Here is a 23,412-nt window from a genome sequence, read left to right on the forward strand (position 1 = left end):
ACTGATTGCAGAAGCTTGAATTTAAACAAAAATATAAATCTTGGCAGATGGCACCGTACTTGCAGGAATCCAAGGTATGGAAACATGATTTCAAAGAGAGTAGCTAATGAACATTTCGCAGAATAGCTTAGCTTCACAACAGGATATTCCGGAGGCACCACAGGGTTGGCAGCAAAGCCTAGAACGATATTTCTCAAATGTCGTTTTAAATGGCAAAGCTACTATCACTGATATGAAGCGTCTTTCTGGCGGCGCCATTCAAGAGAACTGGCTGCTAAGTGTTCTTGTGCAAGGCGGTGATTCCGCTGGCGAGAATAGGTGGGTTTTACGGACAGATTCTTCATCTGTTGTACAGGTGAGTATGTCTCGCGGGCATGAATACGCTGTTCTCAATGCTGTTTACGAAGCCGGTGTTCAAGTGCCTGCGCCTTTGTGGCTCTGTAGTGATTTGGATGTTATTGGGCGTGAGTTTTTTGTGATGCAGGCTGTGGATGGCACGGCCACTGGTCACCGTTTAGTGAAAGACGATTCACTGGTCCCGGATCGCTCCGCCCTCTGCCGTGAGCTCGGACGAAATCTGGCAAAGCTTCATACCATACGCCCCCCTAGAGAGTCGCTCGCTTTTCTACTTGCCCCAGGAGCTGACCCAGTAAGATCAATTATTGCGCAGTATCTTGATTTTTTGGATGAGCTGCCTCAAGCGTTCCCTGTTATCGAATGGGGGTTACGTTGGTTGCACACAAACAAACCGAATCCCATCGAACCCTGTCTTATCCACCGTGATTTTCGAACCGGTAATTTCATGGTTGATCAGGGATCTATTTCTGGGATTCTGGACTGGGAGTTTACTGCTTGGGGAGATTGGCGCGAAGACATTGGATGGCTAACCGCAAAGTGTTGGCGCTTTGGCAATAACGCCAACGTGGCCGGAGGGATTGGGAATGTGAGCGATCTGATGGCAGGATATTCCGACATATGCCCACGTGAAATATCGCCGGAAGAACTTCGCTACTGGCAAATTATGGCACACGTTCGGTGGGCCATAATTGCTGTTCAACAAGCTGAGCGTCATCTATCAGACCAGCAACATTCGCTGGAGCTTGCGCTAACAGGGCGCCTGGTTCCGGAGCTTGAACATAATATTCTGACCTTGATTGGAGATTACTGATGAATCGTCCGGATGCGCCGGAGCTGCTTGCTGCCGCTCGTGAAACACTTATGAACGATGTTTTTCCATCGATTCCCGAACACTTACGTTATGAAGTACGCATGATCGCCAGTGCTATGGGAATTGCGGCTCGCGAAGCTACGGCTCAAAGTCAGACTGAGGCCGCGCTATTTTCCAGGGTTCTGCCGGAGTCTATTGCTGGTAGCACTTCATCTTCAGACGACGCGCGCCGCACCATAGCGAAGGCTATTCGAGCCGGTGTGTTTGATACCCCCGGGGCCCAGCAAGAAAGGCTACAGGTAGCTTTAGCGAAGACGGTCTACAACGCGCTAATGATCAGTAATCCGAAAGCCGCTCAATCATCGAGAGGGCAGCGATAGTGACGTCGCATTCAAAAGATTATGCAGATTCAGGGCGCCGCCGGTTGTACCTGATTCGGCATGGACATGTGAGTTACTTTGACGACTCGGGTCGCCCACTGGATCCTCGCAGTGTGCCATTGTCAGCTGACGGTGAAGCCCAAGCGTTGGCTCTGAGTGATGTTCTAAAAGACGTAACCTTTGATAGAGCCATCAGCTCTGACTACCCAAGAGCCATACAAACACTTGAGATGGCGTTATCAGGAGCTCCCACCCATGTTTCCACTGAAACAACTCCTGAGTTAAGAGAGGTTCGTGGGGGCCGCCTCAGCCAAATACCGCGCGATGTTTACAGCACGGAAGTTGCCGGAGCGTATCACTTGTCTCTTCAGCCTGAAGCAGGTTTTTTGCGGGGCGAGCGATGGAACGATTTCGGCGAGAGAGTTTTGGCCTGGTTTCGCTTGATACTTGCTGATTCGCAATGGCAGAACCTTGTGATCGCCAGTCACGACGCGGTGAACCGTGTCCTTATTTCATGGCTGATGAATGGAAATTTATCCGCACTACCTCTTCTTGAGCAAGATCACGCCTGCATTAATATCGTCGATATTGATCGCTCTGGCGATGACTCTTCAATAACGGCGTATTTGCGTCTACTGAATTTTACACCCTACAACCCCCTCAAGACTGGCGAACGTTCGACTGTGATGGAGCGTTTGGCTCAGTCCATGTCGCGGATGTGAAATTCAATAAAGTATTAGCGCACCAATAATTAATGGATCAAGCGATCAGGAGATCAACATGAATTTCGAATTGAGTGACGACATCAAAGCATTGCAAGCAAAGGTACGCCGCTTTATTACTGAAGAAGTGATGCCTATGGAGTCTGATTCGCGACAAACGCCACATGGGCCAACCGAAGCTCTACGCGACGAGCTGGTTGCCAGTGCGCGTAAACACGGGCTGCTTACTCTTCATGCCTCGCAGGAGATGGGTGGTGCAGGGCTGTCCCATGTTGCAAAGGCAGTGATTTTTGAAGAGGCCGGATATTCCCCTTTGGGCCCTACGGCGATGAACATTCACGCGCCAGATGAGGGTAACGTGCATCTGATGGACGTAGTGGCGTCGGAGGAGCAAAAAGAGCGCTGGCTTCGCCCTATGGTTGAAGGCAAAACGCGGTCTTGTTTTGCGATGACTGAGCCCGCACCCGGCGCAGGATCTGACCCTTCAATGCTGGAAACAACAGCGGTTCGTGACGGCGATGACTACGTTATTAACGGCGAAAAATGGTTTATCACAGGTGCGAAAGGGGCCAGCTTTGCAATCATAATGGCCAAAACAGAAGATGGCAATGCGACCATGTTTTTAACCGACACCAGCCGCCCCGGGTTCATTGTTGAACGGCTGATGGACGTTATGGACTCCTGCTTTACTGGCGGGCACGGGGTTGTTCGCTTCGAGAATCTACGAGTACCAGCAACCAACATACTTGGCGAATTGGGAAAAGGGTTTCGCTACGCGCAAATCCGTTTGGCGCCTGCGCGCCTTACGCATTGTATGCGTTGGCTGGGAGCTGCGCAGCGGGCCCACGATGAGGCGTGCCAGTATGCTCGGACACGACAATCTTTTGGCAAGCGTTTAGGCGAGCATCAGGGCGTTGGGTTTATGTTAGCTGACAATGAAATGGATATGTTGACCACACGTCTCTCGATCTTGCACTGCGCCTGGGTATTAGACAAAGGTGAGCGCGGTAATCGCGAGTCCAGCATGGCAAAAGTCATCAGTTCTGAGGCTATTTGGCGAGTAATCGATCGAAGTGTTCAGATCCTTGGGGGACAGGGTGTTTCAAGCGAAAACATTGTAGAACGAATTTTTAAAGACGCTAGGGGTTTCCGAATTTACGATGGACCAAACGAAGTGCATCGGATGAGTTTGGCGCGAAAGATTATTGCTCGTGAGGCGGATAAGGCAGAAAGATAATCATGTCTGATATTAATCATCTTTTTAGCATGGCGGGCAAACGTGTATTGGTCACAGGTGCATCAAGTGGGCTTGGGCGACATTTCGCGCGAACGCTGGCACGAGCGGGTGCAAGAATTGCAGTTGGGGCGCGACGGACGGATCGGCTTCAGACGTTAGTCGAGGAAATTCGCTCTGATGGGGGTGAAGCGATCGCATTGGCTTTAGACGTATCGTCACGCAAGTCCGTAATTGCCTGTCTTGACGCTCTTAACGATCAGTTCGGCGGGCTAGACGTTGTGGTTAATAACGCGGGAGTCAGTGACACTAAGGCGGCCCTGGATTACACCGATGACGATTGGGACAACATTTTACAAACTAACCTCAAAGGTGCCTGGATGGTCGCCCAAGAGGGCGCGCGCAGGATGGTCAAAAACGGCGGTGGTAGTATCATAAATGTCACTTCGATTTTGTCCAGCCGTGTGACAGCTGGTGTCGGCCCTTATTGCGCTGCCAAGGCTGGGCTGGCTCATTTAACTCGCTCGTTGGCCCTAGAGCTTGCACGTTACGGCGTGCGCGTTAACTCGCTAGCACCGGGCTACGTTATGACTGAGATAAACCGGGAATTGCTGGAAAGCGATGTCGGCGAAAAACTGAAAAAACGGATTCCAGCGCGTAAGTTCTGCGAAGTTCAAGATTTGGATGGCGCTCTATTGTTGCTTGCTTCTAATGCAGGGAGGGCAATGACAGGCTCTGAGATTGTTGTTGATAACGGTCACGCCTGCTCAGGATTATGACGCTGATACCGATCCTACTCGACTAGTTAGTTTGAAAAAGTTACGCGTCACTTATGCTTTTTTCATTAAGAGTTGTTGGCACCTGTGAATATTATTCGAATACAGAAGGGAGGGTATGCTTTCACTTAAAGCCATTTCGAAATATTACACAGCCAGCAGAATTTGAACCTGCGCATCCTATTGCGTGGCGAAACTCGCAAGTGCCCAGCCATCACATCTCGTGATTGATGGTAGTGACCGATCTGGTTTTCTCATTGCACAAACGGCCAGTGGCCAGTCTGTATCTTGCATTAGCTCCGGGCAATTACTATGCACTGCAGCTTAATTCAAATTCAAAAGGGTGTGTCCTTACCCCTTCCATTGGAAGGGGTTTTTTAACGACCTAACAAAGTGTAGTGGTTCAATGATTACCGCCACCTATTAATAAACTCCACAGTCGCAGGATTAACATGCTGCGGATCAGATGCGCTCAAGAAATGCTGACCGCCATCAACGATTTTTAACTGCGCGTCTGCTGATTGACTAAATCGCCTAATCCCATCTTGAGCATTGGCGACCGAATACACCGCATCAGCGGTACCGTGGATCCAAAGAACAGGACAGGTGACGCTGCCGACCCGTGCGTGCAGACTGTCTCGGTCACGAAGATTAATGGAGGATATACGCAAGCGTTCACGCCCCGCATCCCCTTTGTAGTTCCGTCGGTACTCATCAAGCCAGAATGCGCGATCCTCTGCGGTCACCGTATCGCCCAGCCCAGCGTCGAGAACGCCCACAACGAATTCGTCCGGTACCGTCCAGTCATCAGCAACCGGTTCCGCTAGAGCATCGATGGCCGGGGTACAAAATTCTATTCCGTTCCAGCAACCCAACTTACGGCTAAGTTGACTCTCACTATCCATCGATGTGCCGAGCGGAATGATCCCCTTGATCCGGTCTGGCGCAAGCATCGCTGTCTGCGCAACAATCCAACCGCCCTGCGAAGTTCCCAGAGCAAATGCTTCAGCGATACCAAGAGCATCGAGTACTTGAAGATTCGCGATTGCGCTGTCCCAATACGTGAATTGTCGATATTCCGGATAGGTTTTGCCATGGCCATAGGGTTCGATGGCAAGAAGATTGGCCACTTTCATCAGCTTTGAATCTGCAAATTGTGGCCTGAACAACTCCACTGACGTCGTGAACGAATTGTTCATAATAAGCGTCGGTAACGAGGGATCGTACGGCTTACCAAACCTGTAGCCAACTTTTGAACCGCCCAGATGGGAAATATCAATTGTTTTCATAACTTCGGTCATTTGCGATTCCTTTTTTATCGGTTTTGGACTCTGGCATTTAGACTTTTAGCGTAAGTGAGAGCGGATTATCTTGCCGATTGAGTGACAGTCGAATTAACCTAAGAGTCGAACCTGAGATATGCCAAGCATCAACGAGGAACTGACAATTCGATTCTGACTCGCTTTAACCTTCCCGCGGATGCCCGGCATAGAGCGCCACTTTCGCTTCAGACACTTCCAACTCTCTTTTCGTAAAATATCTACGTTTTTGACGTGAGATTAAGCATTCTACTTCGTCAGTACCGTCACTCTTGAACGTTGTCTAGTCGCCTCACGTTTGGAGGTAATTCTTGATTTGTCGGCCCATCGAATAAGTGAAAGTGACGTCACCATAGAGCACTGAGGGTGTCTTAAGTGGCAATACGGGAGCAAGACTGGCAGCCGGGTGACCCTCAGGGAAGTCGAACGAAATATCGTCAACCGTTGCTTCGTAAAGGTCGGCCACAAAGGGGAGAGGAAGTTCAATTAATTCGCTTATGGCTGCAGCACCGCCTTCAGGGCGTGGAAACTCCCGGTGAGCGTAGTAATTGAGGTGCCCCCCTAAAGTTCCAGCCGGAACATCCGTCACTAATGCTCGCGCCGTTATGACGTCCCTGTTATCGACAGCTAGCGTGGATACAAGGGTCCCGTCGACGGTTTCGATTCTTCTGACACCATGCATTGCCGGGATTCCAGCCACCTCGCGCGCATATGCCAGGACGCGCGGTGAGCTATTCCAGTAGTATGCGAAAAATCGACCCGGGATTGGGAACGTGCCCTCTGCAGCCAGGCTGTCGTGGCCGTCGATCTCTACCGTCAGGTATGTCAGGGAGAAAGTCCCAAACCCACTTGTGTTGCTCGCGTCGATCTCATACATATTCATCTGAACAAGGTTGTTCGGATGAGGTTTTAAACCGTCTGGAAGCACAGCCTTGAGAGCCTCTGGGTTGGCTTTGTAACCAATAATGAGCATTCTAGCGCCGCGGATTAGTTGAGGCGCTGGGGGAGTCCATATAGACGCAGGCATGCCGCGATATGGAGTGCTTGTATCAGACATTATTTACTCCTTTTGAAGCTTGGATGAAAGCACTTTCCCACAGCCGCACAGTTTCCCGAGAGTTTTCCACCATCGGGTAATGTCCGGCGTTATCAATAGCCACCAACGTGCCTGAACTCAGTGAGGATGCCGTATTTGAAAGATATTCAGCTGTCACGAATGGGTCACTGTCGCCATAGGCGAGAGTGACCGGGGTAGAACAGTTTTTTAACGTGTTAAAGAAATCCGCCTTAGTCCAGTTCTCAAGATAAGCTTCCCAAACAGATTGATTCATCGTCGCTCGCGAGTACCCGACGATGTTGTCCAATTGTTCTGCAGTCAAGTGTGGTGCGAGGCCCCTTAATACAGGGCTTGGGTCTGCCCATGCTGACTTAAAGGATTCATAGGTCGCCTCATCCAAGGGAGTTCCTTGGGGGGATACGGGAGTCAGCGCTACGACGGCAGAGACTCGTTCCGGCGCGAGGGTCGCCACTCGCAACGCCGTTGCCCCGCCCATTGAGTGGCCGAGAATATCGAAGTGATCCCACCCTAGTGAAGCAGCAGCAGCCAGTGCTGACGCTGCCATTCCTTCCATCCCGTCGGCGAGCGTGGCTGAGCGATTGGACCCATACCCGGGGAAATCGAAGTAGGCGTAGGTGAAACGTGTATGGTCAATCAACGCGCGGGTGTCGAGCCAGACTTTACTGTCCAGCGCCCACCCGTGTAAAACAAGGACGCGTTGCGCTCCTGAACCTTCCACTGCTGCGATGCCGTTCACTGATAGCTCCCCTCTTCTTCTTTTTGATTATTGTTTTCAAGTATTGCTCTTATCGTAGGTTGACTAAATACGATGCGCCGAATTGTGTTGTTCACACGTTCGCAACTGTTTAACAGATGACCCTAATGAGCTAAGTTTAGGTTTACTCGTATGTCAAACAATCTGTGCTATCCATACTTACTATTAATAATCAGGGTTCAGTAGGCCTAAAAATGCATATTGTAGTGGTCAACTAATCCCGGACAGTATTTTAAGTTTTTCTTCCGCAATTACGGGTGGCATGCCGTCATTGAAGGTATGAGGGCGTTGCCGGTTGTAGTAGTTCATCAAGTAGTCGCCAATATCCTTCCTTGCATCAGGAATCGAGCGGTACCCAAGTGAAGAGACCCATTCGCTCTTCAAGCTTCGGAAGACTCTTTTCATCGGGGGCATTGGCCGACAGGTCAGTGCAAAGGCAATTACGCCAATCCCAGCACGGGTCAGGCCAATACGATGTTCATAAGCATAGTAGACTGAGTGTCCCAGCAATTTCCCCGGCGACTCATGCTTTGCTCAATGCAATAACGCCAGAGCCGCTGACGGAATAATCGACTGGCATACTGACTGCCCTGGTCGGAGTGAAACAGAACCCCAGTTGGCTTTCCTCGTTGCTCGTAAGCACGATCCAGCGCCTTTACACCAATTCAGCATCAGGCCGGTAGACAGTGCCCAGCCAACAATACGGCGGGCGTAAAGGTCCAGAACGACTGCCAGATAGCTCCATTTCTGGCCAGCCCAGATGTATGTGATATCGCCGTACCAGTCCTGGCCTGGGCGACTGACGCTGAACTCATGATTCAGTCGATTGGGAATGTCCGGCCTCACCACTGTTGCCTGTTTGTATGCATGCGGCCCTGGCTGTTTGCAGATCAGCCTCAGTTCACTCATTAGTCGACGGAACTTGAAGCGTCCAATCAAAACGCCTTCGTTGTTGAGCATGTTGGTGATCATCCGGCTTCCTGCCGAGCTACGACTCATGCGAAATATCCGGTTTACATCAGCTCGCAGAACCACTCGTTCGGCATCTACTACAGACCGCCTGCGGCGATAGTCGTAATAGCTGGACCGAGATACATCAAACGCTTTGCAGACCATCTCAACCGGCTACTGCTCACTTAACTGGTCTATCAGCGCGTACGATTCATCTCGTCCGACATCAAGAGAGCGGCCGGAGTGCCGGACCAAACCTTTTTTAGTATCGACTTCTCCCGTTCCAGCCGCTCACAACGGGCTTCCAATTCCTGAATTCGCTGCTGTTCCAGGGTCAAAGCTTTGGATTTTGGGGTGATGCCGCAACGCTCCTCAGAGAGCTGCATTACTGATCGCCTCAAGGCATTTTCGCCGACATCCAAAGAGCGGCTGGCTTCGGCAATAGAGTACTCTTGGTTAAGCACCAGACAGGCGGCTTCCTGCTTGAACTCCGGCGTAAAAGATCGTCTTTTTCTGGTCATCAGACACCTCGCTTATGGCAGCAATATTACCACCTACGTTGGTGTCCGGAATCATTGAACCACTACAAAGAGAGTCGAAGAATACTCTTCGAGATATGGGATAATCGCTTATCCTCCAGCACTTGATCTAAACCAAGCAAAGCGCATCGAATCGAGCATTCTGTACTTAAATCCGTGTATTTACACAGCATCTACTTGGGGAAATTAGGTACATGGAAAGCGCTGTTTTCGGCATTGATAAAGGTCCGCTTTGAGAACCGAGCGGCTAATTTATGGGATCAATACCACACTATCTCGCGACCGGTCATCTTAATTGTCGCCGAACAGCGGGGGTTTGGAACCGATTCTATAAAAAAAATCCTCACAGTTTCTCTCTAGCGGCAACACTTTTTATGCTCTGAACTGGTTCTACAGCGCCAACTCCCGCACAGAACTAGGTATGGTCCGGGAGCTAAAAAGCAGGCAGTCTGATGAAGCCGCAAAATAAAACGAGTCGGTTATGATCCAGAGTTATCAAAATGACCTCCGCCTATGAAACTCCGGTGATGGCCCATGCTATCGAGTTCCATGGACTTGCGCTGGAAGGGCATCATCACCGCGGCGTAGACGACGTGCGTAACATGGTGCGCTTATTGCCCTTTATGGATTGGACGTTAGAAGCGGAATTGTTAACCCCACCGGGAGAAGACCTGTGAGGATCGTTTGTATTTCCGACACCCACAGTCTGCACAGGCAAATACCGGAAATTCCGGACGGCGATGTTTTGGTTCACGCCGGTGACAGCCTGGGGCAAGGCACGCTAGAAAACGTGAAAGATCTAAACGAGTGGCTGGGCACCCTGCCCCATCGACACAAAATCGTGATTGCCGGCAATCACGACTGGGCGTTTCAAGAAACGCCGGCGCTGGCTCGGGAGGCACTGACGAACGCCGTCTACCTGAAAGACAGTGGCATTGAAATCGAAGGCGTTCGGTTTTGGGGCTCACCGTGGACACCCACCTTCATGGATTGGGCGTTTATGCTCGAGCGAGGTAAGCCGCTGTATGACAAATGGACGCTGATCCCTGACAACACCGATGTTCTGATCACCCATGGCCCGCCCAAAGGCTTTGGCGACGAGGCAAACCTAGGGTTCAAGTGCCAGAACGTAGGGTGTGATCAACTGCTGGACCGAGTCCGACAGCTCGCCCTGAAAGCGCACATTTTTGGCCACATTCATGAGGGGTATGGGGAATACTGCCTGGGTAAAACCCGATTGGTTAACGCGAGCACCTGCACTGTTCGGTATCAACCATGCAATGCTCCCGTGGTTTTAGAGCTTTTTTCCAGCGGACATTTGTCCTATGAGGAAGCTCTCGTTGATGTGGGAAAAGCACGGCTCGATGAACCCAGTATTCGAGTGGGCCTGAACGACCTGTGAAGCTACCTATGATGGGCAGAAGAGGTTATAGATGACGACGGAAGAGTTATTGCGCAACTGAGCGCATTGCCTCCAGATACACCTGTGTTGGTCGAGGGCTACGAAACCGAGTTTGATAGGATTGTCGATCTGATACCCCAAAAGATTATCCGGTACCGGAATGCTCAGGGGTGGGATGGAGAGTATCAAGCGACGGACAATTTCTCCGATCCAGAAACTGGGGCGCTTCAAGCTATTGTTGGAGAATATTAAAGTTTGAGAATTCACAATAATGTTTGATAAAAATCGCCAAAACCCGCGTCTCTCAAGGAGCTGGTAAGCTGCCAGGTACTCAGAGCGCCCAAAAAACTATCAAGCATTAGGTGGAAATACCGGCTGTTGTCCGCATTGCACTGCCGTGAATTTATCAAACTTTAATATCATCGGACACGTGTGACAGCTGTGCCTCCCGGTCTCATGGTCAACACACGGGCACTACGTTGCTCTTTAAAACGCACATAACTAGCTCGTATGTCCGTTTTTACGTACAATTGAGCTTGATCCCTCCTCGATGTGCACTATACTGCACTTACATGCCTATTTTGTACGTCTTGGTGACCAATGCCCAAATCAATTGAAGCTCAAACCTACCAAATCCGTCAGGTGAACGATGCGCTAAAGGCTACTGGCCGCCTGATCTCTATCGCTCGCAAACACCGTAAGTGGAGTCAGTCCCAGCTGGGCGACCGCCTTGGCGGCGTAGACCGCAGGCACATCAGCGCTATCGAAAAGGGAGATCCCAATGCGGAATTCGGACTGGTGGTCAGTGCCTTTTGGTTGCTGGATATCCAAGCACTCGCTACGTTGCCGCCACAGAGGAATCAACCATTGTCGGATAGGATCAAGAGCCTTTTGAGTGTGATGGATGCCACTAACTCTGACGACACAACGCTCCTGAGAAGGACTAAACGAATGCTGGGTTCGACAAACACAGAGAAGAAGGTGGTTAACAATGATTTCTGATGAGGCGTACCTTTGGCTCTATCTTCCCGGGGAAACCAGCCCCGTAGTCTGTGGAGTGGTTGCCTTCGATGGGGTTGAGCACCTATTCCGGTACGCCGCCAGCTATCTGAATCGTGAGGCGGCCATCCCTCTGGCGCCGCCTAACTGCCTTCTCGGGGAGCTCACAGACGCGCCTATTCCTCTGGACTTCGAACTGAACAGCGTTATTCGGGATGCCTCTCCAGACGCCTGGGGCCGTAACGTCATGATCCGAGAGTATGCAAACGCACCCGGGCATAAAGAAAGCGACCTCGGTGAAATTGATTACCTGCTCCGGGCAGGCCCGGATAGGATTGGTGCTCTCGATGCCACCAGCGATCCGAGGCAATACATCCCTAAAGCGAGCCAAGCCCCGCCTCTGGAAGACCTTCTTGAGGCCGCTGACCGCATTGACCAGGGGCTTCCCTTGGAGCCCCATCTTGACGTAGCTCTGAATCACGGCACTAGTGTTGGAGGTGCCAGGCCGAAAGCGCTGCTCCAGGATGACGGAGAGTATTGGATCGCCAAATTCGGATCCAGCAAGGACGCCACGGACATGGTCGGCATTGAAGCGGGCGGCATGCAACTGGCCGAAAAGGCCGGAATCAATGTGGCAGACACCCGGGTGGTTGGGGTTTTAAACAAACGCGTTATTCTGGTTCGACGATTTGACCGGGTGGTGGCACCCGGAGGCACACGCCGACGGATCATGCTCAGCGCCATGACACTGCTGGGTCTCGATGAGTATGCAATCAGAGCAGGCTACTCTAGTTATCTTGATCTGGCGGACATATTGAGACAATACGCTTTGGATTTTCAGCGCGACGGTACTGAGCTGTTTCGTCGCATGGTGTTCAATATCCTGATCGGCAATATCGATGACCATGCCCGCAATCACGCCTGTTTTTGGAATGGGTACACCCTGGAGCTGACACCGGCCTACGACGTTTGCCCACAGCCCAGGTCGGGTATCTCTGCGGATCAGGCGATGACGGTGGGACTTTGGGGACGAAAGGCTAACCTACAGAATGCGATCAGTGATTGCGCCCGATTTGGGCTTGGTGAACAAGAGGCGTTGGACCTGGTGCGGGTCATGCATGATGTTGTCCGGAACCACTGGCTCAGTGTCTTCACTGAGGTGGGCGTGCCCAGGGCCGATCTCAACTACCTCTCTCAAGCGACTATTCTCGGCGAATCGATCTTCTACAAACTGGTGTCCGATGATATTAAAGTTTGATAAATCCTCGGCAGTGCTAAACAGACAGCAGCCGGTATTTCCGCCTGATGTTTGATAGTTTTTTGGGCGCTCTGAGTACCTGGCAGCTTACCAGCTCCTTGAGAGACGCGGGTTTTGGCGATTTTTATCAAACATTATTGTGAATTCTCAAACTTTAATATTCTCCAACAGCTGCAGTGATTCGAGGCCGTAGAGAATCAAGAAGATAGTGTTATGACCAGCCGCTCATTCTGTCAATGTGGCGGCTAATCATCTTGAAGTCCTCCAAATCGCCGTTGAGCAATCTATCAATCGGGCGGTGTCCGGAAAAAACAGGGTGCGCGTTTGGTTTCGCCATGAACCCGTAAACGCCCAGAAAACATAGCTATTCGACTTTTTAGCTCAGAGAAGCTGAAAGTAAAAATTCACTGCAATTAATTCTGTAGCGACGTGATCTGCCCATAGTCAGCCAGTAACCTTTCTTGCCGGTTCTCATTACTTTACTTAACAACTTCGCATATATAGTACAAGTTGAGCTGGTGAAGCTGAACCGGTGCTTCAGCGGCCAAGACCCTTGGCGAAAATGCGACACCTGAGACCAGACAATTTTTAGAGTCGCTTAGCCCTGTATTTCGGCAAATTCATCGAGAAGTAGCGATTTGGGCAGAACTCAAATTGGGCTGTCACCGCCACAGTAATACTGGACCTGTCCGCCAAGGTACGCCTGTTCATCGATCTCTTACGTGAAACGCTACAACCTAAAGCGGATGAGCTGTCCTTGAGGCAAGCTAAATAACTCAACAGGAGCGCGACTCGGAGGGGAAGGGGGTAGCTCTTACTGTTGATAACAGCGAATTTTATCGCACAGGGAATACAGCATCTTTTCCATCTTTTCTTCCCAAAAGGCTAAAGGCACCCTGTACTGATTGAGAAATAATTAGAAACCTTATATTTCAAGCTAAAATAAAAATACAAATTTCAGATAAATTAGAATTAATTGAGTCCGTAATTATCGAATCGATATCAAACCTTAAAAGTCCTGTCTTCATAGACTCCAAGAAAACTATTTCTGCATATTCATCGAAAAAATTTGCACTCGGATCATTCAGTACATATTCCAATTATTTGAGAGATGAAAAACACCTCTGCTCATTATTTGAACTACGCATGTATATTGAGTAATCAGCTGCCGAACTAGCTGCAGTTAACAGGACTGACAATCATGTTCACCGTATAAAAGAAGCTTTAGATGTAATGGAAAATGAAATAAATGCAAGAAGTCCTGATAGTGAGAGTAGCATTATTGCAGATATCAATTTTCATAAAACTCTAGTTGATGCTAACAACAACTCTTACTTCCAAAAATTAATTATATTTCTCGATGAAAACTTCAGAATAAAAATCAAAAAAGGAAATGCGAACAGTGCAAAAATAAATAATATATCCGAAAAGGTATAAAAGGAGCATACTTGCATATACAAAGACATAGTTAAAAAAGATATTACTGTGGCAAATAGCGCAATTCGTCGACATGTTTTTAATTCGGCAAGCAGACTTAATTTAACTGTAGAGCTAATAATGCTAAAAATTAATATCTTTTTCACGGATCGCAATCCTTCGTATTCGCGTGTCTTCGGAGCACAGCAAGGACAAATTCAAAAAGGGTGTAAGACCTGCTGGCGGGCTGGGTCAGTCGCCGCTGTAATATACAGTTCAAAAACCCTTGATTGCGCTCAAGCGCATACCCTGCGTTAACTGCGCCTCAAATTAAACTGTTAAACTAATTTAAAAGCCGTTTTAAGAATTAGCCAGTCGTTTCAATACGGCAGAGGTCAGAACTTAAAATATGTCCTTTATCTTTACATATTGACGTGAGCAATTGCCGCACAGGTGATAAACTTTCAGTCTCAAAGTGTAAGGATTCCTTAAATGGCCCCCTACCGAACGATTTTGAGCTTTTTGTTGTTGTTCATCTTGAGCTTTGCCGCTCAAGCGTCGTCGATTCTGACTATCGGCCAGGAAGCGATTCGGTTAACAGATTTTCGAGTTGAGTATTTCACTGACGATTCGCAGTCGCTGAGCTACGAGGAAGTTCGTAAGCAGACCTTTCAGGAGACGACCAGCAGCACGTCGCTTGGTGCCAAGGCGGCAGTGACCTGGTTCCGTTTTACTCTTCGCAATTCGAGCCTGAAGGCAAGGGCTCTTCTTCTGCACTTGCCCAGTGCTTATCACGCCCGTTCAGTCGATATTTTTCAAGAGCGTTCTCAAAATCTGATTGACCAAGCATCGGTTGACCTTAACGATGCCAGTGACCATCTCCTTATGTACCAGGGAACGGTGGTCTATCCGTTCACGGTGCCTCTGGGAGAAACCGTGGTTGTTTACGTTCGCAGCCATGTTTATTCGCACCAATGGTTTTCATTGGAAATCTATGACAATGCGCGATCTCGCCAAGCACTCGTTGGTGGTCATCTGGACATCGCGTTGTTGGTGGGCATATTGTTGGCAATGGTTTTGTACAACGCCCTTTTGTACTTCGCCACCAGCAAAAGCGAGAACATTTTCTATTCTTTGTATCTGATATCAGGCCTGGCTTGGATTGCGCTCTCCTACGGGCTGCTTGGCAAAGCATTCAATATCTACGGCGATGCCGTTTTCGTGTTGAATCTGGCGCTTATCACCATGCCGATTTTTCTATTGTTGTTCATGATGTCGATTTTCGAGACTGAAGAGTTTTACCCCACCGAACACCGCGTGCTGCAGGGCATGTTGGCGTTGTTGGCCATCACGCTAGTATATGGCTTGTTTGATGCTGTCGGGGCACTGAAACCCGCAGCCAGCCTCGCGGTGCTATTAATGGTGGTGACCTTTTCGGTCGGTATCTCGTTGTTGCGTAAAGGTCACCCCTTGGTGAAGTACTTTCTTGTCGGCCACACTTTTTTTGTGGTGTTCAACGGGATTGCCGTGCTGTATTACAAAGGCCTGGTCGCGCCGAATTACATAAACGGCCATGGTGTCGGGATTGGCATTGTGCTGGAAGCACTAACGCTGGCGTTCATCATCTCGTACCGGATAAAAGTGCTGGAGAATATCCGCTCCAAACAGAATGAATTCAAACAGCAAGCGGCGACCGACCCGCTCACTCAACTTTATAACCGCCGACAAATTGTGTCTGAGGGTGAATATATAGGTGAAAAGGCGAGAGCCGCCGGGGAACCCTTGTCTGTTATCGCACTTGATATTGACCATTTCAAAGCGGTGAACGATGAACACGGCCATCATGTTGGCGACTCGGCATTGGTGGACATAGCCGGCATTTTACGACAATACAGCCGGGATACGGATCTGGTCGCCCGAGTTGGCGGCGAGGAGTTTGTGATTCTTTTGCCCGGCGCTGACCATGCGGAAGCCCGGAGTTGTGCCGAACTTATCCGTAGGGGCGTTGAAAGGCATGTTGTTGATGCCGGTGATGGGTTAGACGTGCGTATTACCGTAAGCATAGGCGTGGCGGAAGTGGATACCGCCATGGAATCGGTTGAGAGTGCCGTCAATCGAGCGGATAAGGCATTGTACGAAGCCAAGGCCTTAGGGCGAAATCGGGTGTGCTGTTCTGAGGCGGTTGCCGGCGGGGCGAGTTTTTAAGATAAGGAACAGATTTAAGACCCGTCCTTGTCCTTAGTCAAGTGGCAACTTTTAGCGCCTTCCACTAAGCCTTCTTCCTTTTTTACTTCGCAAACTATACATTACTCGCAAACTGGGGACAGATTTGAAATCTGTCCCCTATCCCTTGACAGCTGAGCCTCACCATGACGAACGTTCATAAACCTGACCTGATTCTGGTTGGTGTTACGCTGCTTGCTGCCACCAGCTGGATATTCTCTAAAGAAGCTATATTGCTGATGCCGCCGTTGTTGTTTATGGCGCTGAGATTTTTGATCGCAGGTGGCTTTTTAGCGGTTTTCGCTTACCGGTCACTGGCACGTTTGAGTGGGGATCAAGTCAAACGCGGCGTGGGTGTTGGCCTGGTGTTCGGCGTTGCCATGAGTTGCTGGGTGATGGGCCTGTTTCATGCCAAAAGCATGGGTGAAGGGGCATTTATAACGAGCCTGGGCGTGGTAATTGTTCCCATTATTGCTCGCCTCCTTTTTAAAGAGGCACAACCTGCCAGCACTTGGTTTGCCATTCCCGTCGCGGTAGCCGGGCTGGCGTTTCTGTCGCTTGGTAACGGTTTTCAGCCAGAGCCTGCGCAGATTTTTTTCGCAATGGCCGCCTCTATTTTTGCGCTGTATTTTACATTGAACACCCGCGCTGCAAATCAACGTACTGCCGTTAACCGGCATGGCAACACCATCGCAAAACAGCGTATTCCAGCACTGCCGCTGACGGCTATTGCGCTGCTTACCGTCGGCTTGGTGACGTTGGTGGAATCGCTGGTTACAGAACCCTGGCAGCCAACGTTCAGTGACCCGCCACCGCTTCTGATCTGGTGGATTCTTGCCAGCGCAATTGTGGGCACCGCAGGGCGCTTTCTTGCCCAAACGTATGCGCAGAGCTTGTCTACGCATAGTCACGGCGCCGTTATTCTGGTGATTGAACCGGTTTGGGTGTCTTTGTTCGCAGCAGGATGGTTTGATGAAATCATGACCCCAGTTCAGCTGGCCGGCTGCGGTTTGATTTTTGCGGCATTGATCGTGAACCGCTGGGGCGTGCTCAGCTCAGCTATTCGAGCTTCGCTGAGAAAGAGGCGGAATTAGGGCTGGGCGAATTGAAAAGCGGGGACGGATTTTAAATCCGCCCCCTGTCTTGGGCTAGCCAAGCGGCACCGCGGACGCCACTGGAGTCGCCGTGTGTCGCTTGACGTATGGGTGTTTCGCACTCACTCCCTAAAACATACGCCGGTAAACGCGTTGCCAACTCGTCGTAAAGGCTCGGTACGTTTGACATGCCGCCGCCCAGTACGATGACGTCTGGGTCCAGCAAGTTGATGACTGCCGCCAGGCCGCGGGCCAGGTGATCTGCGTAATCGTCGAGTGAGCGGACAGCGCGGGGATCGTTTTGAAAACGCTCAACGATGTTTCGGGCATCCAACTGCTCATCCCACAGCAAGCGATGTGTCAGGGCCAGCCCGGTGCCAGACAAGAAAGTTTCGTTGCAGCCAAAGCGGCCACAGAAGCACGGGCGCTGGTTTAGTTCTGCTTGTGGTGTCCATGGCAGTGGGTTGTGGCCCCATTCGCCCGCAAGACCGTTAGGGCCGCTGAGCAGTTGGCCGTTAACGGTGATGCCAGCGCCACAGCCGGTGCCCAGAATGGCCGCGAACACGACTTTGTAGCCTTGCCCCGCGCCATCGCTGGCTTCCGACAGGGCCAGACAGTTGGCGTCATTAGTCAGGCCAACCGGGCGTTGCAGCAGGTGGGTTAGATCAGCGGCCATGGGTTGGCCATTAAGCCACGTCGAGTTGGCGTTTTTGACCAGGCCTGTCAGGCCCGAGACGGAGCCGGGAATGCCCACACCTACAGGCAATGAAGCTCCGCCGACCCGCAATTCAGCGGCTTCGACCAATTCTTTAATGGAATTCAGGGTGGCTTCGTAATCTCCCTGAGGGCTTGCGATGCGAGCGCGGAAGTGAATTTTGTTGGCGCCGTCTAACAAGATGACTTCGGTTTTTGTTCCACCAAGATCGATGCCTACCCGCCAGCGGCTGTTCATGGGCTTATCACTCTGCTTTGTCATTTCCGGAATGGTTACAGGATTCTGCGCGGAGCGCAAAAAATCTGATACCCTGTCGGTCCTTAGTTGCGAATCGATCGTAAGTAAGTGCGAAAACATATTTTAATACTGACCGCCAAGGCTTATTTCATGAGAATTGTCATTCGTTATTTTTTCCGCACTTTGCGGCTTATTCTGACCCCGCTTGTACTGCTCAACGAGCAAATCGGAGGTGGCAAACCCGTGCAGCGTAACGCCCAAGAGCAACAGAAAGTAGACGAAGCGTGCCGGGACCTGGCGCTGTATCAGTTCAGAACCTGCCCGTTCTGCGTCAAAGTTCGTAAAGAAATCAAACGCATGAGTTTGAATATTGAACTGCGTGACACCCAGCATAACACTGAGCACCGCGCTGAAATTTTAGCCGGCGGCGGTGCCGTGAAAGTACCCTGCTTGCGGATTGCCAAAGCGGACGGCAGCCACCAGTGGCTGTACGAATCCAACGACATTAACGCTTGGCTGAAGCAGCACTTCGAACCGGGCTGATTCGCTAAACCGCTCTTCCCGCACGTCCGTCGTGCCACGGCGGTGGTTCAAAAGCCACCGCCGACTGCTTTGTACAAATCCACGCTTGCCAGCAGATGATTCAGCCGCGCTTCGCTGCGCCGTACTCTGGCATCGAACAACGTGCGCTGGCTGTCTAGCAGGGTGATCAGTTCTTCTGCGCCCTGGCGATAGCGAACTTCACTCAAGCGCAGAGTTTCTTCTGCCTGCTGTTCAATTTCCGCCAGTCGCTGTTCCTGTTCCCGGAACAGATTGATGCGCGCCATGGCGTCTCCCGCTTCTAAAAACGCGCTCAATAGGGATGAGCGATAGCTTTGTACCAGGGCAACCTGGCGCGATTCGCTGAGCGCCACATTGTTGCTTCGAGTACCACCGTCGAACAGGGTTTGGCTAAGGGCGAGCAAACCACTGGCCGTAGTCAGCGGACTGGATAGGCTAAGCAACCCATCGGAAGAGAGTCCCAGGGCCGCGCTTAATGACACCGCCGGCAAGAGCGCAGCTCGGGCCTGGGCGATGTCGGCGTCGGCCGCCTGCAAGCGGGCTTCGACGGCGGCAAGGTCTGGCCTTCGGGTGATCAGCTCTGCCGGCGAGCCTGCATTGATGTCCGGAATACGGATTTTTCGTAGCTCACCCTTTAATTCACTCCTTAATTCACCGCCGGATTGGCCTAAGAGTTCTCCCACGAGTACATCTACGGGTGCATCTTGGGATGCGTTGACGCTTTCCATCCAGGGCGGCTCGCCACTAAGCACCTGCAGTGCCGCTTCGCTCTGGCGCAGGCCATACACTAGCGTGGGCAAGGCGTTACGCAACACCAGCACGGTTGTGCGTTGGCGAGCTAGTTCGGAGCGGTCGGCAACGCCGTTGCGATAGCGCGCATCCACAATGCGCAAGGTTTGCTCTGCCAGTTCCAGGTTTTGCCGGGCGATGTTCAGGCGCTGGCGTAACTCCAACAGTTGAAACCAGTTACTGGCCACTGCACCGGAAAGACTGAGCTGCGCGGCGGCGAAATCAAACGTGCTGGCATCGCGGCGGAAGCTAGCGGCGTCTTCTGCTGCGCCCAGCCTGCCCCAAAGATCCACCTCGTAACTGATCGATGTGGATACTGATGTGGAGCCACTGCTTAGCCAGTCACCGCCGCTTGGGCGCCTCGTCTGTTCGCCGGTACTACCGCCTAAACCAATGCCCGGTAGCAGGCTGGCGCCGGCGTTCTGCAGCTGTAAATCGGCTTGCACCAGATTCTCGGCCAGAATGGCCAAGTCTGGATTGGCCGCCCGCGCTTTTTCAATCAACGCTAGCAGGTTGGGATCGCCATATGCCTGCCACCATTGTTCGTCAGTGACAGCGGGCCCGGTGAAAGCTGTTGAGTTCAGCTCTGGTGCCCAAGCCAACACATGCAGAGATGCGCCGTTCATCGGCACCGACGCCGGTGTGGCCACCTGAGTAGCACAACCTGCCAGGGCAAGGCCGGCCGTTAACGTGCACACACACAATGCCAGCCGCCGTTTAGGCTTTGCTGCAAGGCTCCGTGTCTGTTGTGAGCGATGGATCATAAGATTACTCCGCGGCCAGGGCCTGAACAGGGTCCAGATGAGCCGCTTTACGCGCGGGCAAATAGCCAAACAGAAGCCCGGTACCGAAGGCGCAGCTGAACGCCAGCACCATGGGAAATACGGTGACCACAACGGGTGTGTCAAACCAGCCTACGATTTGGGTTGCCGCTATGCCAAGGATGACGCCGATAACGCCACCAATGGCCGACACCAGCCAGGCCTCGGTTAAGAACTGCTGAAGAATATTGCGGGTGCGAGCACCCGTAGCCATGCGTATACCAATTTCCCGGGTGCGCTCGGTCACGCTCACCAGCATGATGTTCATGACGCCAATGCCACCCACCAGCAGCGAAATCGCGGCGATAGAGCCTAACAGCCATGTCAGGGTGTCTTGGGTGTCTGACACGGTATCGATCAGTGACGCCATATTGCGGATCTGAAAATCTTCGCTGCCATGGCGCGTGAGCAACGTGCTGTGCACTTGGTCTTGCACCGCGTTCATGTCGGCGGAGTCTGCTACCGCAACGGTGATGTTGCGCAGATGTTTCTGGCCAAATATACGCAGGTTGGCGGTGGTGTACGGCACCAGCACAACGTCGTCTTGGTCTTGCCCCCAAGGGGATGCCCCACGTTCATCCATTACGCCAATGACCTGAAACAAAACGTTATTGACCATCAGGTAGTGGCCCAACGGGCTTTGTTCGGGAAATAGAGATTCGGCCACGGTTTTGCCCAACACCGCCACCGCGGCGTAGCGGTTTTCGTCGACTTCGTTAAAAAAGGTACCGGCGACGACGGGCCATTGCCGTGCGGCGGGAAATTCGTAGGCTGTGCCATTAACTTCGGTCTGGTGATCGCGATTGCCAAAACGCAGGGTTTGGCCACCTGTGACTTCCGGAACCGCCGCTCGAATCCCGGGTATGTCTCGGATGGCGTGGTAGTCAGACGGCACCAGGGTAGTGACGCTCCAACGTCCACCCCTCTGGTCTGGGCCACCAGGGCGCACCAAGAGTAGGTCGCTGCCCATGGCGCTGATTCTGTCAACAATGTCTTGGCGTGCGCCTTCACCGATCGCCAGCATGGTGATCACCGACGCTACGCCAATCACAATGCCCAGCAGGGTCAACGCCGTGCGGAACAGGTTTGTACTGAGGGAATGCACCGCGCTTTTTAGCGCCTCAAACCAACCGGAAGCGCCGCTGACGTCGGTTGTTTTGTGCGCAGCCAGGGGGTGTTCTGACGCAACAGCGTTGTTCTGAACGGCGCCGGTATCGTGGGTAATCAGCCCGTCAGCAATGGTGATCCGGCGATCTGCCGTCTGGGCGACTTTGGCGTCGTGGGTAATTAGAATAACGGTGTGACCGCGGTCTGACAGGCTTTGCAACAGCCGCATAACGTCTTTGCTGCTGACGCTGTCAAGGGCGCCGGTTGGTTCGTCCGCCAGTATAATTTGACCGCCATTCATCAACGCGCGGGCAATGGATACCCTCTGCTGCTGCCCGCCCGACAGTTGGGCTGGGGTGTTGAGCAATTTATCGCTTAACCCGAGTTCCCCAAGCAGTACGGTAGACCGCTCCCGGCGCTGTTTTTTACCAAGGCCGGCGTAGATGGCCGGTATTTCGACGTTGTCTAACGCGCTTATGCCGGGCAGCAGATTGTAGCTCTGAAATATAAACCCGAAGGATTCGCGGCGGGCACGAGCTAGGTCGTCGCGTTTGAACCCTGACACGTCTTTGCCCTGAAACAGATAGTGCCCGGAGCTTGCCACATCCAGACAGCCAAGGATGTTCATCAAGGTGGACTTGCCAGACCCGGATGCCCCCATAATGGCGACAAATTCCCCTGCTTGAATGCTCAAATCTATGCACTTGAGCACAGGCACTTGCAAGTCGCCCGCGCCGAAGGTCCGGGTAATCTGGCGCAATTCAATCAGTGGCGCTGTCACCGTGAGCCCCCGCCCATGCCCGAAGACGCTGCTTGCCTTGAGGGTGCTCCGCCTGTGACCACCAGATCGCCATCGGCCAGACCGTCGCGAACCTCGGTATAAATACGGTTGCTGATACCTACTTCAATTTTGCGTTCTACCAGTTCGCCGGAACTCTGTTGCAGCCAAACCTGACCGCCCGCAACGGTCGCCGCGGGCACCCGCAATACGTCCCTCGCCTGTTCCACCACAAAAAATACCTGCGCCGTCATGCTTGGCAATAAACGCCCTGCTTCATTAGGCACGCTGAAAAATGCGTTGTATAACACCACGTTGTTGAGCACTTCGGGCGTGGGTTCGATGTAGTCAAGCTGGCCATAAATCTGCTTGCCAGGTTCGCCCAGAGTGGTGAAATACACCTTGTCGCCCGGGGCTAGCCTGCCCACGTCTGCTTCGGACACTTGGGCGCGGACTTTCATATTAGACAGATCGGCAATGCGCATCAGCACGGGTGCTTGCTGTGATGTGTTCAGGGTTTGGCCCTGGCGAGCTGTGATGGATACGACGGTACCTTCCATGGTGGAATAAATGCGGGCGTAATCCAAATTGGCTTCTTCCGCGCGCAGGGTAGATGCCGTTTGTTCCAGTTGCGCTTGCAACATGGCTAGCTGAGCCTGAGCAGACGCCAGCGAAGCATCGGCAATTTGCAGGTTTTCCCGGGTGGTGGCGTCTTCACGGAACAGATTGGTTTGGCGTTGGAACTGTATGTCGGCAAGAGTGAGCTGGGCTTTGCGATCGGCCAACTGAGCCTGTTGATTTTTTAGTTGGGCACGATTAGCGTCTACCCTGGCCAGATAGATGGTCGGGTCAATTTCTGCCAGAAGCTGATCTTTGCTGATTTGTTCGCCCACTCTGACGTGAATCACGTCTAGCAGCCCGGACACCTGCGCGCCCACATCCACAAAGTTGCTGGGTTCCAAAACGCCGGTGGCGCTCACCAAAACGTCTATGTCGCCTCGGCTGACGGCTGTGGTGGTCACGTCAGCTGTGTTATTACTTGCCGCGTAAAAGTGGCGATACGCCCAAAAGGCACCACCCGCAATTACAGC

Annotated in this window: 19 protein-coding genes and 2 pseudogenes; 13 read left to right on the forward strand and 8 right to left on the reverse strand. The window is 52.0% G+C overall.

The features are described 5' to 3' along the window. Window positions 1–106: 106 nt before the first annotated feature. Genes ABA45_RS10650 through ABA45_RS10670 form a run of 5 tightly spaced genes read left to right on the forward strand, consistent with a single transcriptional unit; the run spans window position 107 to window position 4,283 of the window. Window positions 107–1,168 (forward strand): phosphotransferase family protein, encoded by a 1,062-nt coding sequence (locus ABA45_RS10650; protein WP_048385987.1) that lies wholly within the window; start codon window positions 107–109, stop codon window positions 1,166–1,168. Further along, window positions 1,168–1,548 (forward strand): DUF6285 domain-containing protein, encoded by a 381-nt coding sequence (locus ABA45_RS10655; RefSeq protein ID WP_048385989.1) that lies wholly within the window; start codon window positions 1,168–1,170, stop codon window positions 1,546–1,548. The genes ABA45_RS10650 and ABA45_RS10655 overlap by 1 nt, the downstream gene beginning before the upstream one ends. Beyond that, the gene (locus ABA45_RS10660) at window positions 1,548–2,270 is read left to right on the forward strand and encodes a histidine phosphatase family protein (protein ID WP_227506008.1); all 723 of its coding nucleotides are present in this window, start codon (window positions 1,548–1,550) and stop codon (window positions 2,268–2,270) included. The genes ABA45_RS10655 and ABA45_RS10660 overlap by 1 nt, the downstream gene beginning before the upstream one ends. A 58-nt stretch (window positions 2,271–2,328) precedes the next feature. Beyond that, the gene (locus tag ABA45_RS10665) at window positions 2,329–3,507 is read left to right on the forward strand and encodes an acyl-CoA dehydrogenase family protein (RefSeq protein WP_048385991.1); all 1,179 of its coding nucleotides are present in this window, start codon (window positions 2,329–2,331) and stop codon (window positions 3,505–3,507) included. Then, the gene (locus ABA45_RS10670) at window positions 3,507–4,283 is read left to right on the forward strand and encodes an SDR family NAD(P)-dependent oxidoreductase (RefSeq protein ID WP_264753038.1); all 777 of its coding nucleotides are present in this window, start codon (window positions 3,507–3,509) and stop codon (window positions 4,281–4,283) included. The genes ABA45_RS10665 and ABA45_RS10670 overlap by 1 nt, the downstream gene beginning before the upstream one ends. Before the next feature lie 407 nt (window positions 4,284–4,690). Here the strand turns inward: ABA45_RS10670 and ABA45_RS10675 are convergent, their stop codons facing one another. From ABA45_RS10675 to ABA45_RS10690, 4 genes and pseudogenes are all read right to left on the reverse strand, one after another. Further along, complete coding sequence (locus tag ABA45_RS10675; protein ID WP_048385995.1) at window positions 4,691–5,581, reverse strand: alpha/beta fold hydrolase; 891 nt, start codon at window positions 5,579–5,581, stop codon at window positions 4,691–4,693. A gap of 310 nt (window positions 5,582–5,891) precedes the next feature. Beyond that, entirely contained in the window at window positions 5,892–6,656 is a 765-nt protein-coding gene (locus tag ABA45_RS10680; RefSeq protein ID WP_048385997.1) for an acetoacetate decarboxylase family protein, read from the reverse strand. Further along, the gene (locus ABA45_RS10685; RefSeq protein WP_048385999.1) at window positions 6,649–7,413 is read right to left on the reverse strand and encodes an alpha/beta fold hydrolase; all 765 of its coding nucleotides are present in this window, start codon (window positions 7,411–7,413) and stop codon (window positions 6,649–6,651) included. The genes ABA45_RS10680 and ABA45_RS10685 overlap by 8 nt, the downstream gene beginning before the upstream one ends. A 228-nt stretch (window positions 7,414–7,641) precedes the next feature. Next, window positions 7,642–8,903, reverse strand: a pseudogene (locus ABA45_RS10690) (IS3 family transposase). A 518-nt stretch (window positions 8,904–9,421) separates the two neighbouring features. Between ABA45_RS10690 and ABA45_RS10700 the strand changes: the two are divergent. From ABA45_RS10700 to ABA45_RS10735, 7 genes and pseudogenes are all read left to right on the forward strand, one after another. Beyond that, a complete protein-coding gene (locus tag ABA45_RS10700) occupies window positions 9,422–9,598 on the forward strand; it encodes a hypothetical protein (protein WP_227506009.1) in 177 nt (58 codons plus the stop codon). Next, the gene (locus tag ABA45_RS10705) at window positions 9,595–10,323 is read left to right on the forward strand and encodes a metallophosphatase domain-containing protein (RefSeq protein WP_084708327.1); all 729 of its coding nucleotides are present in this window, start codon (window positions 9,595–9,597) and stop codon (window positions 10,321–10,323) included. Before ABA45_RS10700 ends, ABA45_RS10705 begins: the two co-directional genes overlap by 4 nt. 600 nt (window positions 10,324–10,923) lie before the next feature. Further along, on the forward strand, window positions 10,924–11,325 hold the full coding sequence (locus ABA45_RS18590) for a helix-turn-helix domain-containing protein (RefSeq protein ID WP_084708328.1): 402 nt from the start codon (window positions 10,924–10,926) through the stop codon (window positions 11,323–11,325). Then, the gene (locus ABA45_RS10720) at window positions 11,315–12,580 is read left to right on the forward strand and encodes a type II toxin-antitoxin system HipA family toxin (protein WP_048386005.1); all 1,266 of its coding nucleotides are present in this window, start codon (window positions 11,315–11,317) and stop codon (window positions 12,578–12,580) included. Before ABA45_RS18590 ends, ABA45_RS10720 begins: the two co-directional genes overlap by 11 nt. 1,176 nt (window positions 12,581–13,756) lie before the next feature. Continuing rightward, window positions 13,757–14,017: pseudogene (locus tag ABA45_RS10725) on the forward strand (FCD domain-containing protein); the annotation flags it as partial. Window positions 14,018–14,488: 471 nt separating this feature from the next. Next, window positions 14,489–16,201 carry a sensor domain-containing diguanylate cyclase gene (locus ABA45_RS10730; protein ID WP_048386010.1) on the forward strand — a complete coding sequence of 571 codons (1,713 nt, stop codon included), beginning with the start codon at window positions 14,489–14,491 and terminating at the stop codon, window positions 16,199–16,201. 164 nt (window positions 16,202–16,365) lie between these two features. Beyond that, window positions 16,366–17,313: a DMT family transporter gene (locus ABA45_RS10735; RefSeq protein ID WP_048386012.1), complete on the forward strand. Its 948-nt coding sequence runs from the start codon at window positions 16,366–16,368 to the stop codon at window positions 17,311–17,313. 31 nt (window positions 17,314–17,344) lie between these two features. Here ABA45_RS10735 and ABA45_RS10740 read toward each other — a convergent pair whose 3' ends face one another. Next, on the reverse strand, window positions 17,345–18,265 hold the full coding sequence (locus ABA45_RS10740) for an ROK family protein (RefSeq protein ID WP_048386014.1): 921 nt from the start codon (window positions 18,263–18,265) through the stop codon (window positions 17,345–17,347). Window positions 18,266–18,415: 150 nt separating this feature from the next. Here ABA45_RS10740 and ABA45_RS10745 point away from each other — a divergent pair, with 150 nt between their 5' ends. Next, window positions 18,416–18,808: a glutaredoxin family protein gene (locus tag ABA45_RS10745; RefSeq protein ID WP_048386016.1), complete on the forward strand. Its 393-nt coding sequence runs from the start codon at window positions 18,416–18,418 to the stop codon at window positions 18,806–18,808. 47 nt (window positions 18,809–18,855) lie between these two features. Here the strand turns inward: ABA45_RS10745 and ABA45_RS10750 are convergent, their stop codons facing one another. The 3 genes from ABA45_RS10750 to ABA45_RS10760 all read right to left on the reverse strand — a co-directional run bounded on the left by ABA45_RS10750 (window position 18,856) and on the right by ABA45_RS10760 (window position 23,343). Then, window positions 18,856–20,313, reverse strand: coding sequence for an efflux transporter outer membrane subunit (locus ABA45_RS10750; protein WP_227506010.1), 1,458 nt, complete (start codon window positions 20,311–20,313; stop codon window positions 18,856–18,858). A gap of 70 nt (window positions 20,314–20,383) precedes the next feature. Then, window positions 20,384–22,324 carry a MacB family efflux pump subunit gene (locus ABA45_RS10755; protein ID WP_048386021.1) on the reverse strand — a complete coding sequence of 647 codons (1,941 nt, stop codon included), beginning with the start codon at window positions 22,322–22,324 and terminating at the stop codon, window positions 20,384–20,386. After that, window positions 22,321–23,343 carry an efflux RND transporter periplasmic adaptor subunit gene (locus ABA45_RS10760; RefSeq protein WP_227506011.1) on the reverse strand — a complete coding sequence of 341 codons (1,023 nt, stop codon included), beginning with the start codon at window positions 23,341–23,343 and terminating at the stop codon, window positions 22,321–22,323. Before ABA45_RS10760 ends, ABA45_RS10755 begins: the two co-directional genes overlap by 4 nt. Window positions 23,344–23,412: the final 69 nt, after the last annotated feature.

It is taken from the genome of Marinobacter psychrophilus, assembly GCF_001043175.1.
Taxonomy (GTDB): domain Bacteria; phylum Pseudomonadota; class Gammaproteobacteria; order Pseudomonadales; family Oleiphilaceae; genus Marinobacter; species Marinobacter psychrophilus.

What these genes read in the sequence shown, in the direction of transcription:
- ABA45_RS10655 (WP_048385989.1), top strand. Translation starts at nt 1,168, where the DNA reads ATGAATCGTCCGGATGCGCCGGAGCTGCTTGCTGCCGCTCGTGAAACA.
- ABA45_RS10730 (WP_048386010.1), top strand. Translation starts at nt 14,489, where the DNA reads ATGGCCCCCTACCGAACGATTTTGAGCTTTTTGTTGTTGTTCATCTTG.
- ABA45_RS10665 (WP_048385991.1), top strand. Translation starts at nt 2,329, where the DNA reads ATGAATTTCGAATTGAGTGACGACATCAAAGCATTGCAAGCAAAGGTA.
- ABA45_RS10720 (WP_048386005.1), top strand. Translation starts at nt 11,315, where the DNA reads ATGATTTCTGATGAGGCGTACCTTTGGCTCTATCTTCCCGGGGAAACC.
- ABA45_RS10680 (WP_048385997.1), bottom strand. Translation starts at nt 6,656, where the DNA reads ATGTCTGATACAAGCACTCCATATCGCGGCATGCCTGCGTCTATATGG.
- ABA45_RS10735 (WP_048386012.1), top strand. Translation starts at nt 16,366, where the DNA reads ATGACGAACGTTCATAAACCTGACCTGATTCTGGTTGGTGTTACGCTG.
- ABA45_RS10675 (WP_048385995.1), bottom strand. Translation starts at nt 5,581, where the DNA reads ATGACCGAAGTTATGAAAACAATTGATATTTCCCATCTGGGCGGTTCA.
- ABA45_RS10740 (WP_048386014.1), bottom strand. Translation starts at nt 18,265, where the DNA reads ATGAACAGCCGCTGGCGGGTAGGCATCGATCTTGGTGGAACAAAAACC.
- ABA45_RS10650 (WP_048385987.1), top strand. Translation starts at nt 107, where the DNA reads ATGAACATTTCGCAGAATAGCTTAGCTTCACAACAGGATATTCCGGAG.
- ABA45_RS10745 (WP_048386016.1), top strand. Translation starts at nt 18,416, where the DNA reads ATGAGAATTGTCATTCGTTATTTTTTCCGCACTTTGCGGCTTATTCTG.
- ABA45_RS10700 (WP_227506009.1), top strand. Translation starts at nt 9,422, where the DNA reads ATGACCTCCGCCTATGAAACTCCGGTGATGGCCCATGCTATCGAGTTC.
- ABA45_RS18590 (WP_084708328.1), top strand. Translation starts at nt 10,924, where the DNA reads ATGCCCAAATCAATTGAAGCTCAAACCTACCAAATCCGTCAGGTGAAC.